Genomic DNA, 15,908 nt, shown 5'->3' on the forward strand with positions numbered 1-15,908 from the left:
CCAAAGGGAAACCAAGAAATGTCTGCATTCCATTCGACCTTTCGCCGTCAGTTCAGCCTTGCCGTCGCCGGCGGTATCGCGATCGCCCTTGCGACCGCAGGCGCCAGCCATGCCGACGCCGTCCGCACCATCAAGATCGCCACCTCCGCAGAATCCAAGCCGCTGGCTTGGGGCGCGCTCGGCGAACAGCCCCAGGGTTACGAACCCGATCTCCTCAGGGCGATCAACGCAAAGCTGCCGCAGTACAAGTTCGAAATGGAGGGCGTCGCCGATATCGCCCAGGAAACCGGTCTTGCGACCGGCAAGTACGACATGGCCGTTGGCGGCTACTACAAGTCGGACGCCCGCGTGAAACAGTTCTTCATCCCGGAAAATCCAGAGGGCGCCAGCCTGATGAAGATCTACAGCAAAAAAGACAGCGGCATCAAGGATATGAAGGGCCTGGTCGGGAAGTCGCTCGTGCCAGTCACGGCTGGCGGCGGCACCTACAAGTTTATCATGGGCTGGCAGGAGCAGAACCCGGGCTACAAGATCAACGTCACCCCCTCCAACGCCGGCGTTCCCTATCCGAACCGCCTGAACGAAATCCAGCAGGGCAAGTACGACGCGATGGTCCTGCCATCGAACCTGGGCGAACAGACCGTCATCGAGCAGCAGAAGCTGGACGTCGTGGCAAGCGAGCCGGTCTACATCAACAACACCTTCGTGCTCATTCACAAGTCGGATGAAAACAAGGTGTTGTCCGACGACGTGAACAAGGTCCTGAAAGAGCTGAAGGACGACGGCACGGTTGCCAAGCTCTCGCAGAAGTGGTTCGGCGAAAACATCTCCACCTACATGAAGTGATCAAAGTTCAGCCTTCACGAACCGCTGCATCCGCAGCGGTTCAAGGTTGAACCTTTAAGGGAGTGTTCCAAGTGGATCTTTCTGCAATGATTCCCGAGCTGCTGTCGGCGATGCCGCTGACACTCGCGATCATGTTCGTGGCCATGATCGCCGGTTTCTGTCTCGCTCTCATTGCGACGACGTTCCGCGTTCGCAGAGTGCCGGTGATCAGCCAGCTGGCCGATCTCTACGTCTCCTATGCCCGAAGCGTGCCGGTCGTCTTGCAGCTGTTCGTGGCGTTCTACGGGCTTCCCCTTTTGGGCGCGGTATTCGGCGTTCCGGACTTTCTCTCGGCAACGGCTGCGGCGATGATCGGGCTCAGCTTCTACCACGGGGGCTATCTCTCGGAGGTGATGCGGCCTGCCTATCTCGCGGTCGAACGCGGCCAGCACGATGCGGCCGATAGCCTCGGTTACACATTCCGCCAGAAGATCATGCGCGTCGTCGGTCCGCAGGCGATCCACATCGCGCTGCCGGGCTACGGCAACTCCATCATCTACTTGATCCACAACGTCGCGCTCGTCATGTACATCGGTGCCGCCGACGTGATGGCGACGGCGCATCTGATCATGGAACGGGATTACAACCAGTATCAGTTCCAGACCTACCTCGTGCTGGCGGTCATCTATTCCGTGATGTGCCTGGTAACCTGGCTCATCGTTCGCGCCTTCGAGCTGCGGTCGTCCAAGTACGCGTCAAAGACAGCCACGATCAAAACCGTCGCCCTGGCAAGCGTCTGACAGAGAGGACCGGCACATGTTTGAATCTGAAGTCCTGATCCCGGACCTATGGGAAATCCTCGGCGCCGTGCCTGTGACGGTGGGAATGGCGGTCCTGGTCTTCGTCTTTTCGACGATCATCGGCAGCATTTTCGCGTTGATCGAATACAGGCGCATCCCCGTCCTGAGGGAACTCGTGATTGGCTACAAGGTCATCTTCAAGGGTGTCCCGATGGTCGTCGTGATCTTCCTGTTCTACTACAGCCTTCCCTACATCATCCAATATCTTGCCTCGCTGGTGGGACTGAAGATGAACGGCTTCGGCACCCCGAACTGGGTCATCCTCGTCGTTGCGCTGATCGCCTGCGTCTCGGCGTTCCAGGCAGAGGTCGTCAAAGGCGCGCTGAACTCGTTCGATACCGGGCAGGCCGACGCAGCCCATTCGCTGGGATACACCGGTACCCAGTTGTTCCGCCGTATTCTGTTTCCGCAGATCGTCGTTGCGGCCATCCCGGACCTTGCCAACTCGGTGATGGTGATCATGAAGGCCTTGTCGCTCGGTTTCGCAATCGAAGTGGTCGACATCTTCGCGCAATCGCAACTGACCGCTGCCTTGAACTTCTACTACCTCGAGGCCTTCCTTATTGCCGTCGTGATCTACATGCTGATCGCCTACATCGTCACGCAGATTGCCGACAGGACCGAGAAAGCCTTCCGGCTCAGGACCTGACGTCTGCCACGCGGCAGACGGTTCCGGCGACAGAAATCCTTAGAGCAGCTCGGGCATTGGGATCCGTAAAACTCCGATGCCCGATGCGTCCGCAGTGACGGTCAAATTTGCGCAACGCCCGCCGCTGCCGAGGATCGCAACCACATCCCATTTCCGGCCAACACGACTGACATTACGAGGAATATTTTCCATGCGTATCGCAATTCTCGGAGCCGGCTCAATCGCGTTCGGTGTCGCTGCCTTCCTGGCGAAGGAGGGACACCAGCCGGTTCTGTGGTCGCCTTCGGGCAAAAGCACGCAGGGCCTCGCCGAGGGGAAGGCACTCGTTGCCACGGGCTCATTCGAGTTTTCCGGCGCGGTCGCCGTTGCCGACGATTGTGGCAGCGCACTTGCGGAGGCCGACGCGGTACTCATCGCGATGCCGACCAACGGTCATCGCGCGGCGATGGACGCGGCAGCACCTTACCTTCGCAGTGGGCAACCGGTCATCATCAGCTCCCACAGCTCATTCGGAGCTCTGTATCTGTCAAAGATCCTCGCCGATCGTCGCATCGTGCTGCCGATCATCGTCTGGGGAACGACTGTGTTGACGGCGCGCCGGCTGAGCGACCACGAGGTGCAGATCAATACGGTGCGCCAAAAGGTCGACATCGCGACTGTACCGCAATCCGCCGGCAGCGTGGGCATGGAACTCTGCAGCCAGCTTTTCGGTGAACGGTTCGTCGAACGGGACGGGCTGCTGGCGATCGCGCTCAGCAATCTCAATCCGCAAAACCATCTTGGCATCGCACTCATGAACCTGACGCGCATGGAGAAGGGGGAGAGCTGGGGGCAGGGCGAACATGTCACGCCGCTAGTCGGACGCTTCATCGAAGCGCTCGATACCGAACGGCTGGCGATTGCTGAGAGCTTCGGGCTTTCCGTCAGGACAGTGCGCGAGCATTTCTCGCTGTCGTTTCACGTTCCGATGGGAACTGTCTCGGACATGAACCAGCAGATGCACCTGGAAGGGCGCGGTGGCGTGGGGCCGAAGAGCGCGGATAGCCGCTACGTGCTGGAAGACGTACCGTTCGGCTTGCTGCAAACGGTGCTGCTCGGCCAGTTGAGCGCCCGGCCTGCCGTTTTGCATGAAGCCGGCGTCAATATTTTCTCGGCCGCCTACGGCCTGGATCTGGCGGGCACCAACGATCTTCTGCCGGATCTAGCCCTGGAGAATATGTCGCCCGCGGATCTGAACGCGCTTTGCAGAGAGGGCTTTGTCGCCTGAGGGTCGATCGGCCAGTACAGCCGCATGAATTCCTGGGGCAAAGGCTGCGCCGATCTCAGCTTGCCAACGCGCGCCAGGCCATACCCAGGCCGAATATCAGGATCACGCCGGCGAACAGCCCGTTCAATGTCGATTGATAGGGCTTCAGCCGATGCACCAGGCTGCAGCCGAGAACCGAGCCGAAGGCCCCGCCGGCAACGAAGACCGTCGCCAGCGGCCAGTCGACGAGCCCCGAGAAGGAATAGATCGCAGCGGTCGTTGATCCAAACGTCACGATGGCGACAAGGGACGTCGATACCGCATTGATCGTCGAAATGCCGGCGGAAAAAACCAGCCCGGGCACGATCAGAAATCCGCCCCCGATGCCGAAAAATCCGGAGACCATTCCGGTTCCCGCGCCGACCGCAAGCACTTTGGGAGCCCTGCTGCTGTCGAACGCACTGACGTCGTCGCTCACCAGTCTGATGCGCCGCATCATCAGGATGGCAACGACGATCATCAGTCCCGAGAACCAGACAAGCAGATGGTCGCCATCGAGCGTCTTGCCAAAGGTGGCGCCGACCACTGCGCCGAACACGCCTGGCACACAATAGAAGAGCGCATAACGCCAGATGACGGTGCCGCGGCGCGCATGCATCACGAGGCTGATCAGCGCATTGGCCGCCACGGCCACGGCGCTCGTGGCGATGGCGACGTGGGCGTTGGCCAATCCGACGGCATTAACGAGGAGCGGCACCGCGAGGATCGAGCCTCCACCGCCGAGCAGTCCCAGGGTAAAGCCGACCAGCGCCCCACACAGGGTCCCGATGCCATATTGATAGAGATCCAGCGACATATCTGTCGGTCCAACGCGCGACGGAGACAATTTTGCAGCTTGCCGAAACCTGTGCCCGGCAAGACCTTCGCTCAGGACCAGACAGCGGCCTGGAAAGCCCCGATTGGCAATTTGAGATAACGCATCCCGGTCTCTTCCGGCTCGGGAAGTTGGCCGCCGTTGATGTTGACCTGCAGCGCATGCAGGATCAGCTTCGGCATCGGCAATATCCGGTCCCGCTTCTCGCGAATGGCGACAAACTTCGCCTCGGTCGGTGACTGCCTGAGGTGGATATTTTCGGCCCTCTGCCGTTCGACCGAGCTCTCCCAAAGGGGCTTTCGCCCGCCGGGCTGGTAGTCATGCCCAACAAACAGCCGCGTATCGTCAGGCAGCGCCAGGATGTCCTGGATGCTGGACCACAAGGAACGGGCACTGCCGCCCGGGAAGTCCGCGCGGGCCGTGCCGCTGTCGGGCATGAACATCGTGTCGTGGACAAAGGCCGCATCGCCGGCGAAATAAGTAATCGAAGCCAAGGTGTGCCCCGGCGAATACATGACGCTGACGTCGATATCGCCGATGGAAAACCTGTCTCCGGCGGCAAACAGCCGATCCCACTGACTGCCGTCGACGCGCAGATCCGGCCAATTGTAGATCTGCGACCAGATCTTCTGGACGTCGGTGACATGGGCGCCGATGGCCATAGGTGCGCCGGTCTTCTCCTTGAGATACGCGGCGGCCGAAAAATGATCGGCATGCGGATGGGTGTCGAGGATCCACCGAAGATCCAGCGTCTGGTCGCGGATATAGTTCAGCAATGCATCGGCGTTTTGGGTAGCGGTCGAGCCCGATTTCTCGTCGAAATCGAGGACGGGATCGATGATCGCGCAGGCCTTGGTCCGCGGGTCGCTCACCACGTACTGGATCGAATAGGTGCGCGGATCGAAGAAGGCTGCGACGTCGGGCCTATGCATGGACCATTTCCTGCCGCGCCACGGTCAGCGGTGTGAAAATGGCGCGCGCGGGATCGAATTTATACTGGGCCTCGTAGGTGACGGCGTCCCGTGCCAGCTGGGCGACGGAGGCGAGAATGAAGGCTATTTTCTCGTCCGACAGCAGCACACTGAGATTGAGCCGCGTGAAGCCGGGCTTCTCGATTTCGCGGCCGTCGAGGATCGCCTGCCGCATCCGCTCCGACGCCTCGGCGTCGATGGCAAGCAGCCGGTGCACGTAGGGGCCGGCACAGGCGCATCCGCCACGGGCCTGGATGCCGAAACGGTCGCTGAGCATCCGGGTGACCAATTGCTGGTGGACATAGCCGCCCTTGCCGTCGCGGATCCGAAACGAAAAGATCGGCAGCCGGGCCATCTCGGTCGAGCCGAGCAGCTCGATCTCCGGCACATCCTGCCAGGCAGCAAAGGCCCGCTCCGTGAATGCGTCGTTCATCCGTTGCATTTCGTCCGCCCCGATGGCCTCCTTGACGAGGAAAGCGAGGGCAGCGCGGATATCACCGATGACGTTCGGGGTGCCGGCCTCCTCGCGCGCTTCCAGGCTGTCGCTGTAGTCATGGCCGGTCGGCGAAACGAACTTGACGGTGCCGCCGCCCGGCCACGAAGGCTTCCGGGTGGTGACGGCGTCGTACCGCACGATCAGCACGCCGGATGCGCCGGGGCCGCCGAGGAATTTGTGCGGTGACACAACGATCGCATCGATGTCTGCACCTTGCTCGGGCGTCATCGAAATCGGCAGGTAAGGTCCGGCGCCGGCGTAGTCCCAGACGACCCTGGCGCCCGCAGCCTTGGCAACTCTGGTAATCGCCGCGATATCGGTCTGGATGCCGGTGACGTTCGAGGCGGCAGAGAATGTGCAGACGATCAGGTCTGCCGTGATGCCCGCGAGCGCTTCCTGCAGCAGGATGGGATCCGGCCCGCCATCGGGGCCTTCGGCGATCTCTATGACCTCCGCTCCGCTCTCGCGCCAAGGCAGGATGTTCGAATGGTGCTCGTAGGGGCCGATGACAATGCAGACGCGTTGACCGGAGGCGACAGCTGCGGTGACACCCAGGAGATTGACCAGCCGGTTGAGGCCCGCCGTTGCGCCGGATCCGGCAAAGATCACCGCGTGATCCGTGGTCGCTTCACAGCACGCTGCTATCACCGACCGAGCCTCGCGGCGCAGCCGGGTCATCATGCCCCCGCAATAGGACGCTTCTGTGTGGCTGTTCGCGTAGTAGGGCAGGACCTCTTCCAGGATGAAGTCCTCGACCTGCCTGAGGGCGCGTCCCGAGGCGACGTAATCGGCATAGACAAGTGCCTTCTGGCCGAACGGACCGTCCACTTTCGCCTTCGCGCCAATCAGGCCGTCTCTCAATGCGGCAATCGGCTCCCGCACATCAAGGCTGGCTTTGAACTTGCCGAGAACGGTGACGAGCTCTTTCGAAGTGCGGCGTTCGGTTCGATCGCGCATTGTCTGGTCTCCAGATAGGAATTGACAACAATACTAATGCGTATCAAGGTTGAAAACCTCACCATTCTTACGAAAAATCCCCCACGATATGGGTCGTATGATCGAAAAAGAGCTGAAAATCGATGACATTGATCTACGAATGCTGACATGTCTCCAGCGCAACGCTGCGCTTGCTCAGCGTGATTTGGCCGAGCAGGTAGGGCTGTCGCAGAATGCCTGCTGGCGACGTCTCCAAAGGCTGCAGGCATCAGGCGTGCTGGGAGGATCGCGCAGCGAGATCAATCTCGAGTTGCTGGGCTTCGACCTGACGGCAATCGTCATGATCCGCACCCGCCACCATTCCAAGGAATGGTCGGAGGATTTTCGCAACCATGTCAGCCGGCTCGCCGAGGTTATCGATTTCTATCGGATCGGCGGAGATTGGGACTACCTGATCAAGGTGGTGACGCGCGGCATATCCGGCTACGACGCTTTCTACCAGAAACTGATCACGAACTTCGACCTCGCGACGGTCACTGGCTACTTTGCGATGGAGGCCATCATCCGAAACCGGGCTGTGGACCTCGGCCGCATAAAGTAGCCACAGCGGGCCTCCGCTTGCGGACGGCCAAACGAACCGGGCGCATCCACCCAGACTGGTGGAGCATGACTGCAGGCGCCGCATGGTCCGGCGGACAATAGCACGACGACTTCTCGGTGATGGAGAGCAGGACGTGCGCATCGCCCTGGCGAGCCCGCGTCAACGAATATTGCTCTTTTCATGGATTTTCCGCTTGCCGCTCTAGTCGCTAGAGGTTGTACCGTCGGCTTCTGACCCATGAAAGTTGCCTGGATTGTCTCATCCCCAGGTACGGCCACGGCCAGAGTTCCGGGCGCGTCGAGCGATCAGCGGCGCCCCGTTGCAGATTGAATTCAAGTCCGACAGGCGAGAGTCCGGCTTGCGTCTACAATACCCAGGAGGGCCGCGCCATGAGCGAAACTACACAGACCCGCTACCGCGTCGAAGGCATGGATTGTGCGAGCTGCGCCACGAAGATTGATACCGCCGTACGCCGCATGCCCGGCGTGGACGACGTGTCGGTCTCGGTGACGGCCGGCACCATGACGGTCAGCCACAGCGCGGAGAGCGATCTTGCGGCGATCGCCAAGAAGGTCACCGGCCTTGGCTACGGCGTCGCTCCCCTCGGAGCGAAGGTTCCTGCATCCAGCCATGACCACGCCGCACATGAGGACGATCACGCCGGCCCCGATCATTCTGACCATGATCATGACCACGCGGAACACGATCACCACGCCGGCCATGCCCATGCCCACCATGATCATTCCGGTCACGACCACGCCGCCAAGCCAGCGGCCGATCTTCATGGACACGACCATGGACCATCGTCCGGCCCCTGGTACGCCAGCAAAAAAGGACAGCTGGTCATCTTCTCGGGCGCCGCCCTGGTGGCTGCCTATGCAGTGAGCCTGCTCCTCCCGCAACAGAACGATTACCTCTTCATCGCAGCCATGCTGGTCGGCCTGGTGCCCATCGGGCGTCGCGCCATCATGGCGGCGCTGGCCGGCATCCCGTTCTCGATCGAGATGCTGATGACGATTGCCGCTATCGGCGCCGTTATCATCAACGCAGGCCAGGAAGCAGCCATGGTCGTGTTCCTGTTCCTGGTCGGTGAATTGCTGGAAGGCGTCGCCGCCGGCAAGGCACGCGACAGCATCAAGTCGCTGACGACATTGGTCCCCAAGACGGCGCTGCTGGAGCAGGGCAGCGAAACGAAGGAAGTGCCGGCCGAGTCCCTGAAGGTCGGCGCTGTCATCGTCATCCGACCCGGCGACCGGATCGCCGCAGACGGCGAGATCATCGAGGGCAGCAGCGCCATTGATGAAGCCTCGGTCACCGGCGAAAGCAACCCCGTGCGCAAGACCGTGTCTGCCAAGGTGTTCGCCGGCACGATCAACGGCGAGGCCGTTCTCAAGGTTCGCGTGACAGCCGCGGCATCCGACAACACGATCGCGCGGATCGTCAAGCTCGTCGAGGAAGCACAGGAAAGCAAGGCGCCGACCGAGCGTTTCATCGACCGGTTCTCACGTTACTACACCCCGGGCGTCGTCGTCGTGGCGGCGCTGGTGGCGGTCCTGCCGCCGCTGGTGGTCGGCGCGAGTTGGTCGGAGTGGGTCTACAAGGCGCTGGCCATCCTTTTGATCGGCTGCCCTTGTGCGCTGGTCATTTCCACGCCGGCCGCAATTGCGGCGGCCCTCTCCGCCGGTGCCAGGCGTGGCCTGCTGCTGAAGGGCGGCGCCGTCCTCGAAAGCCTCGGCAAGGTCACCACGGCGGCTTTCGACAAGACGGGCACGCTGACCGAAGGCAAGCCGAAGGTCACCGACATCATCGGATTCGGGCGAACGGAAGCGCAGGTGCTGTCCCGGGCGGCGGCCCTGGAGCGTGGCTCCAGTCACCCCCTGGCGCTCTCCATTCTCGCGCGGGCCAAGGCGGATGGCGTGCCCGTGCCACCCGCAGCAGACTCCATCGCCTTGCCAGGCAAGGGTGTTTCCGGACGCGTCGGCGGCGAAGACCTCCTGCTGCTGTCGCCATCGGCAGCCCGCGAACGCAAGGCTCTGACACCCGAGCAGGAAAGCCAGATCGATACCCTCAACGGCGACGGCAAAAGTGTCTCGATCCTTGTGGTGAACGATGACGTGGCCGGGCTGATCGCCATGCGGGACGAGCCCCGCACCGACGCCCGTGCCGGCATCGAGGCGCTGAAGGCCGCCGGCATCCGCTCGGTCATGCTGACCGGCGACAATGCCAAAGCGGCGGCCGCCATCGGCAGGACGCTGGGCATGGAGACCCATGCGGAACTCTTGCCGCAGGACAAGCAGCGGATCGTGCGGGAACTCCAGGCAAAGAAGGAGATCGTCGCCAAGATCGGCGACGGCATCAACGATGCGCCGGCGCTGGCGGCCGCCGATGTCGGCATCGCCATGGGCGGCGGCACGGACGTCGCACTCGAAACTGCCGATGCGGCCGTGCTGCACGGTCGCGTCACCGACGTTGCCAACATGGTCCTGCTGTCGCGGGCAACGATGAGCAACATCCACCAGAACATCACCATGGCGCTCGCGCTGAAGGCGGTGTTCCTGGTGACGACGGTGGTTGGTATTACGGGCCTATGGCCGGCCATTCTGGCCGATACCGGCGCGACGGTCCTCGTAACCGCCAACGCCATGCGACTGCTGGCCTGGAAGGCCAAGGCCTGACGGGGGCATCACGCAATAATGCTGATTTTGACGAAGCCGACCAGGGCGCGGCCACCGGCGGGTAGCTGGCAGGTCACGATCGGCCCCGTCATAGTCGATGCCGAGCTCTTGCCACACCGGAAATGCGACCATCGCTCCCACCGGCAGATCGAAGTCGCGCGACGCAAGGCAAAACACAATGGTACGGGCGACATTAACCATCAATCTCGGCCAGCACAGAGAACCGTGCCGGCATGATTTTGGCGCAAGTCCATCGTAACGTCGGCGCGTCCATGTCGGGCGCGTCGGCATCTTCGATCAATGTTAGGGGTTTCTTTACCATAAATGCCTCACGATCATGCCCGCACCTGTTTCTGTGTCGCATGAAAGGTTGAGTATCCTTGTCTCACTGTCAGTCAGTCGCGTCGTCGTTGTTCAGCTTGCCTCGCAGAGCAGGCAAGACATTTCTGACATCGGTGTTGATCGGCGTGGCGCTGTTGGGATCAGCCTCTGCCTCCTTCGCGGCAACCCAGACGCTGAAGCTCTATTTCGTCCATACCGGAGAAAAGGCGTCGATCACGTTCAAGCGCAACGGGATATACGATCCGAGGGGCCTGGCACAGGTCAACCGCTTCCTGCGGGACTGGCGCAAGAACGAGCCCGCCAAAATGGATCCCGAGTTGCTGGATCTCATCTGGGAAGTCCACAAGCGCAGCGGCTCGAGGGACTACATTCACATTGTCTCCGGTTATCGCTCTCCGGACACCAACAATATGCTCAGGAGTCGCTCGGCCAATACCGGGGTCGCCAAGCGCAGCCAGCACACGCTGGGCAAGGCAATGGATTTCTATATCCCCGGTGTGAACCTGTCGACGCTGCGTGCAATCGGCATGCAGATGCAGATCGGTGGCGTCGGCTTTTACCCGACCTCCGGCTCGCCCTTCGTCCACATGGACGTCGGCAATGTCAGGGCGTGGCCGCGCATGTCCCGTCAGGAGTTGGCAAAGATTTTCCCCGATGGAAGAACCCTGCATCGTCCAGCCGATGGCCGTCCTTTGCCGGGATACAATCAGGCGCTGGCCGCCGCCCGGCAGAAGTCCGGCACAGGCGTCGCCAATCCTGGCGCGGATGACGACAGCGATGTCGTTTCGCCCGGTTCGGACAATAGCCTTTTGACAGCCATGCTTCCCGTTCCAAAAACCAGGCCGTTGGCCGACGCCGGGCGGAAGCCCGCCATAGGCGTCGCCGATCCGACCGCAGACGAAGACGGCGATGTCGTTTCGACCGGTTCAGGCGACAGCCTTCTGACGGCCATGCTTCCAGTTCCGAAGACCAGGGCGCAGGCGATGTTCGACAACCAGCTCGGCCGCGGAAATCCTCTTGATGACGATTTGGCCCTGCAAATGGTCCCGCTTCCCACGCTCCGCCCCCCGCAAATCAAAGTCGCCGCGGTCGAAGTCGGGAACCGTGGTCGGCCCACGGCTGAGGCTGAAAAATCCGTCCCGCGCGTCCCCCGTGTTTTCTTCACCGAGCCGCTGACATCGATCGCCTCTCTTCCCATGCACGGCGCCGTAGCGCGTTCCGCCCAGAGGTTCAGAGGCCACGGCGCGTTCGCAACCCAAAGCATCCGGCCGTCGGCGCAGGCAACGACAGCGAGTTTGGCGACCTTTGAGCGGCGCCCCCAGGAAGAGGCAGCCATCACTGGCACGATAGCCCCCCGCACCGGATCAGCAGAATTCGATGCCGGACGCTTCTCGTCTGAAGGTTGAACCGGGTAAGCAGGCATGCTTGTTTCGTTCAGCTCCTGTGCAGCAATGGTTGACGGACCCGCGATTGCGCATTTGCGTGTGACGACAGTGAGCAGCAATCGCCGGGTCGCAACACGTCTCCGCAGCCGTCTCGCAGGCGCTCCGCCCTTGCAGCTTCTACCACTGTCACGTACAGCCGGCGACACATGCCGAGCGCCGTGGCTGGTCGAATCCCGGAGTCATGGCGCCCGCAGTGACGTCGAGGTTTGGTGTCATGACCTAGGCAGTGTCCCCATAAACGGGGTTCATCTTATTGACGGTGTGTGATTCAATCTCCTTGAAAGGAGATTGCCATGCGCCGTCATGAATTGAGCGACGAAGAATGGGCTATCATTGCACCTCTTTTGCCGAACAATAGCCGTGGAATTGAACGTGTCGATGACCGCCGGGTGATCAACGGCATCCTGTGGCGTTTCAGGACTGGTTCGTCTTGGCGAGATGTGCCGGAGCGTTATGGCCCGCGCACGACGCTTTACAATCGGTTCTCCCGATGGCGCAAGGCGGGCGTCTGGGATCGTCTTCTGGACGCCGTTTCAAAGCGTTACGATGGAGACATCGTGATGATCGACAGTTCTTGTGTTCGCGTTCACCAGCATGGTGCCAACGCTAAAAAGGGGGATCTGCCGATCCTTGCATGGGACGTTCGCGCGGCGGCCTGACGACAAAGATCCACGCTCTTGTCGATGCAGATGGCAGACCGGTTCGGCTTGAACTCACCGCCGGCCAAGCCGCCGATGCACCGATGGCTGAAAAGCTGTTGAGCGACCTGCGGCCCGGCGCGACGATCCTCGCCGACAAGGCATATGACACCGACGCAATTCGTAACTTTGCCAAGCAACGCAAGTGCTGGGCGAATATCCCTGCAAAGGCCAATCGAAAGCAGACATTCAGCTTCAACCGCTGGGTCTACCGTCAGCGCAATCTCGTGGAACGGTTCTTCAACCGTATCAAGCAGATGCGAGGCCTCGCGACGCGATACGACCGGCGCGCTGATAATTACATGGCCGCCCTCAAGCTTGTCGCGACGAGGATATGGATCGCCTCAACTAATGAGTCCGTGGCCTAGCACTACTTTGGCAGATTCGGGCAAGCCTGGTTTGAGATGATTTGCGCTCTCACTTTTGGGGCGCGATATGGCGGATTGGGATATAGAGCTTTCAGCATTTTTGCAGCCGTTTCTGGAGAAGCTTGGACACAAGAAACGGCGACAGATGTGTCCACTTTATGTGTCGGGGCTTATCGGTCCCGGAGACCGCAAGAGTATTGAGCCGATGGCGGAACGGTTCGCTCCAGGCCAGTACGACCGTCTCCACCATTTCATTTCCGACGGCCTTTGGGATGCTGTTCCTCTTGAGGCCGAGCTCGCGCTGCAGGCGGACAGGATCGTTGGCGCATCCGATGCGTTTCTGGTGATTGATGACACCGGCCTGCCGAAGAAGGGGGATCATTCCGTCGGAGTAGCGCCGCAATACGCCTCGATGCTGGGCAAGAGAGCAAATTGCCAGACGCTGGTGTCAGTGACGCTTGCGCGAGACGAGGTGCCGGTCCCGGTTGGCCTGCGTCTGTTCCTGCCGGATAGCTGGATCGGTGATCAGGAGCGCATGGCGAAGGCTGGGGTCCCAGACGACATGCGGACCTCTCGCACGAAGCCGGAGATTGCTCTTGCCGAGATCGATCGGTTGATCGTGACCGGTGTCCGGTTTGGCACAGTGCTGGCTGACGCAGGTTACGGCCTGTCGGCTGCGTTCCGAAAGGGCTTAAGTGAACGTGGCCTCACTTGGGCGGTCGGTATCCCCAAGCATCAGAAGGTTTATCCCGATGATGTTGGATTGATCTTTTCCGTCTCCGGTCATGGCCGTCCTCGCAAACATTCGATCCCCGACACCCTTTCGGTTGCCGCCGAAACGATGTTGGCATCTGCAAGCTGGAAGAAGGTCAGTTGGCGCCGCGGCACAAAAGGTCGCCTGACCGCACGGTTTGCAGCATTGCGCATCCGGATCGCCGATGGCACGCCGCAGCGCATCTATGACAAGGGACAGCAGCACATGCCGGGCGAAGCGGCCTGGCTAGTTGGCGAATGGCGATCAAACGACGAGCGCAAATACTACCTGTCCAATTTGCCGGTCGATGCGACATTGAAAGTGCTGGCGGCCGCGATCAAGGCGAGATGGGTCTGCGAACAGGCGCATCAGCAGATGAAAGAGGAGCTCGGTCTCGATCACTTCGAGGGCCGATCGTGGCAAGGCCTACATCGGCACGCTCTGATGACGATGATCGCTTATGCTTTTCTCCAGCACCAGAGATTGCAAACTGCAAAGCGGGAAAAAAAAGAAGCGACGAGTTCGCTGTGGGCCGCCTGAACCGACCTTGCCAGCCGTCCGTCGAGCCGTGATCAATGCGCTTACTATACCGCCAGCACAGATCCGATGTCCGCACTGTCAACAACACTTTCATAGCAAAAATTCAATTCTGCCAAAGTAGTGCTAGAGCGACTGGATCAGCCGGAGGCGCGGCGGTATTTTACGGAAAGCGGCATCATGATACCGCATCGCCTGCATTCCAGCAGCCACGCCGAGCCTGCCTGAACCGGGTCGCAAAGCCGATCGACAGCTGACACAAGCACACGACCCAGCGGCGCCGGATTGCTGCAAGGGTTATCCATAGAACCGAGAGGCGGAACCATGCATCTTTCCATGTGGACCTATCCCTGGGACCTCCAGGACCAGGGCCTTGCGCAAGCCAGCGCCGAGCTACGGGAGCGCGCCGGTCTCAATACCATCAGTCTGGCCACCTCCTATCATGCCGGACGGTTCCTCCAGCCCCGCAGCCCGCATCAGAAAGCCTATTTCCCCGAGGACGGAACGGTCTACTACCGCCCTAAGGAAGCCATCTGGGCAGGCAAGGAGATCAGGCCGATGATGGCACAGAACGTCAGCGAGCGCGGCGACATGCTGGCCGCGCTTACGGAGGCGCGCGATACGGGCGGCATGAAGGTCTCCTGCTGGACCGTCTGCCTGCACAACACCCGCCTCGGAATGCTGCATCCGGCGCATGTCACGCGCAACGCGTTCGGCAATGCCAACTATTTCAGTCTCTGCCCTTCGAGCCCGGCGGCGCGCGACTACGTCGTCACCATGGTAGGCGAAATCACCCACGGCTACCGGCCAGACATGCTCGAGCTCGAAAGTCCGAGTTTCATGGGCTTTGCCCATGGGTACCATCACGAGAAGGACGGCGTCGGCCTGCTGCCGGAGGACGACTTCCTGCTCTCGATCTGCTTTTGCGCCCATTGCATGGCCCGCGCGGCAAAGACCGGCGTTGCCGCTGAGGGCGCGCGGGACACGGCGAAGCGGTTTATCGCCGAGATGTGCGAGCGGGAGGTGCCGGAGGCCCAGATCCCCGGCTTCCCGGCGGAAGGCATCGATGCCTTCCGTGCCTGGTCGGACCTTCACGCGTATCTCTGCTGGCGCACGGAGCCCGTGACGAGCCTCGTGGCCGAGATCCGCGCCGCAGCCGATCCCGCAACGCGGATCGTCCTGATCGACACAAAGGACGCCTGGCTCGGCGGCGTCGACCTCGCCGCAATCGGCAAGGTCTGCGACGGGGCGATCCTTTGCTGTTACTACATGGAGCCTGAGGCCGTGTCCGCCGTGATGAGCGCCAGTCGCGCCGCGCTGGGCCCGGACAAATATCTGGGTGTCGGGCTTCGCGTTTTCTATCCCGAATTTACCTCGGCCGAGGCCCTTGCGGTTAGCGCCAGTGCGGCGGTCAGTGCCGGCGCGGACGGCGTCAATTTCTACAATTACGGTCTCATCCCGGCCCGCCGGCTCGACTGGGTTCGCAAGGCCGTCCATGGGTTGGCCAGCTGAGGGGACGGGCTTTAACAAAGCGCCGCGACGATCCGTCCGCACGATAGTCCATGCGGGCGAGCGGGAGGAATTTGCCTTCATTGCGACCGGCTTGCAGGCTGAAAGCAAGGCCTTTTCGA

The 15,908-nt window shown here is 61.3% G+C and carries 13 protein-coding genes; 10 read left to right on the forward strand and 3 right to left on the reverse strand.

All coding sequences use genetic code 11. The annotated features are described in order from the left end of the window. Positions 1 to 18: 18 nt before the first annotated feature. The 4 genes from PR017_RS24300 (at position 19) to PR017_RS24315 (ending at position 3,601) form a co-directional block, all read left to right on the forward strand. A complete protein-coding gene (locus PR017_RS24300) occupies positions 19 to 846 on the forward strand; it encodes a transporter substrate-binding domain-containing protein (RefSeq protein ID WP_111223066.1) in 828 nt (275 codons plus the stop codon). A 71-nt stretch (positions 847 to 917) separates the two neighbouring features. Beyond that, the gene (locus PR017_RS24305; RefSeq protein ID WP_111223067.1) at positions 918 to 1,625 is read left to right on the forward strand and encodes an amino acid ABC transporter permease; all 708 of its coding nucleotides are present in this window, start codon (positions 918 to 920) and stop codon (positions 1,623 to 1,625) included. A gap of 16 nt (positions 1,626 to 1,641) precedes the next feature. Further along, entirely contained in the window at positions 1,642 to 2,334 is a 693-nt protein-coding gene (locus PR017_RS24310; RefSeq protein WP_111223068.1) for an amino acid ABC transporter permease, read from the forward strand. A 190-nt stretch (positions 2,335 to 2,524) separates the two neighbouring features. Beyond that, positions 2,525 to 3,601, forward strand: coding sequence for an NAD/NADP-dependent octopine/nopaline dehydrogenase family protein (locus tag PR017_RS24315; RefSeq protein ID WP_111223069.1), 1,077 nt, complete (start codon positions 2,525 to 2,527; stop codon positions 3,599 to 3,601). 55 nt (positions 3,602 to 3,656) lie between these two features. Here PR017_RS24315 and PR017_RS24320 read toward each other — a convergent pair whose 3' ends face one another. The 3 genes from PR017_RS24320 to PR017_RS24330 form a co-directional block, all read right to left on the reverse strand. Next, positions 3,657 to 4,436 carry a sulfite exporter TauE/SafE family protein gene (locus tag PR017_RS24320; RefSeq protein ID WP_111223070.1) on the reverse strand — a complete coding sequence of 260 codons (780 nt, stop codon included), beginning with the start codon at positions 4,434 to 4,436 and terminating at the stop codon, positions 3,657 to 3,659. Positions 4,437 to 4,507: 71 nt separating this feature from the next. Next, a complete protein-coding gene (locus tag PR017_RS24325; protein WP_111223071.1) occupies positions 4,508 to 5,386 on the reverse strand; it encodes an MBL fold metallo-hydrolase in 879 nt (292 codons plus the stop codon). After that, on the reverse strand, positions 5,379 to 6,878 hold the full coding sequence (locus tag PR017_RS24330) for an aminotransferase class V-fold PLP-dependent enzyme (protein ID WP_111223072.1): 1,500 nt from the start codon (positions 6,876 to 6,878) through the stop codon (positions 5,379 to 5,381). Before PR017_RS24330 ends, PR017_RS24325 begins: the two co-directional genes overlap by 8 nt. A 97-nt stretch (positions 6,879 to 6,975) precedes the next feature. Here PR017_RS24330 and PR017_RS24335 point away from each other — a divergent pair, with 97 nt between their 5' ends. The 6 genes from PR017_RS24335 (at position 6,976) to PR017_RS24360 (ending at position 15,789) form a co-directional block, all read left to right on the forward strand. Continuing rightward, complete coding sequence (locus PR017_RS24335) at positions 6,976 to 7,458, forward strand: Lrp/AsnC family transcriptional regulator (RefSeq protein WP_111223076.1); 483 nt, start codon at positions 6,976 to 6,978, stop codon at positions 7,456 to 7,458. A gap of 389 nt (positions 7,459 to 7,847) precedes the next feature. Next, the gene (locus PR017_RS24340) at positions 7,848 to 10,133 is read left to right on the forward strand and encodes a heavy metal translocating P-type ATPase (RefSeq protein ID WP_111223073.1); all 2,286 of its coding nucleotides are present in this window, start codon (positions 7,848 to 7,850) and stop codon (positions 10,131 to 10,133) included. A 419-nt stretch (positions 10,134 to 10,552) separates the two neighbouring features. Next, complete coding sequence (locus PR017_RS24345) at positions 10,553 to 11,881, forward strand: peptidoglycan L,D-endopeptidase MepK (protein ID WP_240539176.1); 1,329 nt, start codon at positions 10,553 to 10,555, stop codon at positions 11,879 to 11,881. Between the two features lie 326 nt (positions 11,882 to 12,207). Then, positions 12,208 to 12,986, forward strand: a protein-coding gene (locus tag PR017_RS24350; protein ID WP_425070025.1) for an IS5 family transposase whose coding sequence is annotated in 2 segments (ribosomal slippage) — positions 12,208 to 12,550 and positions 12,550 to 12,986 — 780 coding nt in all. Because the reading frame shifts where the segments join, the coding sequence is not laid out codon by codon here. A gap of 67 nt (positions 12,987 to 13,053) precedes the next feature. Further along, positions 13,054 to 14,280 (forward strand): IS701 family transposase, encoded by a 1,227-nt coding sequence (locus tag PR017_RS24355; protein ID WP_111219125.1) that lies wholly within the window; start codon positions 13,054 to 13,056, stop codon positions 14,278 to 14,280. Positions 14,281 to 14,601: 321 nt separating this feature from the next. Further along, entirely contained in the window at positions 14,602 to 15,789 is a 1,188-nt protein-coding gene (locus PR017_RS24360) for a hypothetical protein (protein WP_111220957.1), read from the forward strand. Positions 15,790 to 15,908 lie beyond the last annotated feature (119 nt).

Source organism: Rhizobium tumorigenes (assembly GCF_003240565.2).
Lineage (GTDB): Bacteria > Pseudomonadota > Alphaproteobacteria > Rhizobiales > Rhizobiaceae > Rhizobium > Rhizobium tumorigenes.

What these genes read in the sequence shown, in the direction of transcription:
- PR017_RS24300 (WP_111223066.1), top strand. Translation starts at nt 19, where the DNA reads ATGTCTGCATTCCATTCGACCTTTCGCCGTCAGTTCAGCCTTGCCGTC.
- PR017_RS24310 (WP_111223068.1), top strand. Translation starts at nt 1,642, where the DNA reads ATGTTTGAATCTGAAGTCCTGATCCCGGACCTATGGGAAATCCTCGGC.
- PR017_RS24315 (WP_111223069.1), top strand. Translation starts at nt 2,525, where the DNA reads ATGCGTATCGCAATTCTCGGAGCCGGCTCAATCGCGTTCGGTGTCGCT.
- PR017_RS24320 (WP_111223070.1), bottom strand. Translation starts at nt 4,436, where the DNA reads ATGTCGCTGGATCTCTATCAATATGGCATCGGGACCCTGTGTGGGGCG.
- PR017_RS24325 (WP_111223071.1), bottom strand. Translation starts at nt 5,386, where the DNA reads ATGCATAGGCCCGACGTCGCAGCCTTCTTCGATCCGCGCACCTATTCG.
- PR017_RS24330 (WP_111223072.1), bottom strand. Translation starts at nt 6,878, where the DNA reads ATGCGCGATCGAACCGAACGCCGCACTTCGAAAGAGCTCGTCACCGTT.
- PR017_RS24335 (WP_111223076.1), top strand. Translation starts at nt 6,976, where the DNA reads ATGATCGAAAAAGAGCTGAAAATCGATGACATTGATCTACGAATGCTG.
- PR017_RS24340 (WP_111223073.1), top strand. Translation starts at nt 7,848, where the DNA reads ATGAGCGAAACTACACAGACCCGCTACCGCGTCGAAGGCATGGATTGT.
- PR017_RS24355 (WP_111219125.1), top strand. Translation starts at nt 13,054, where the DNA reads ATGGCGGATTGGGATATAGAGCTTTCAGCATTTTTGCAGCCGTTTCTG.
- PR017_RS24360 (WP_111220957.1), top strand. Translation starts at nt 14,602, where the DNA reads ATGCATCTTTCCATGTGGACCTATCCCTGGGACCTCCAGGACCAGGGC.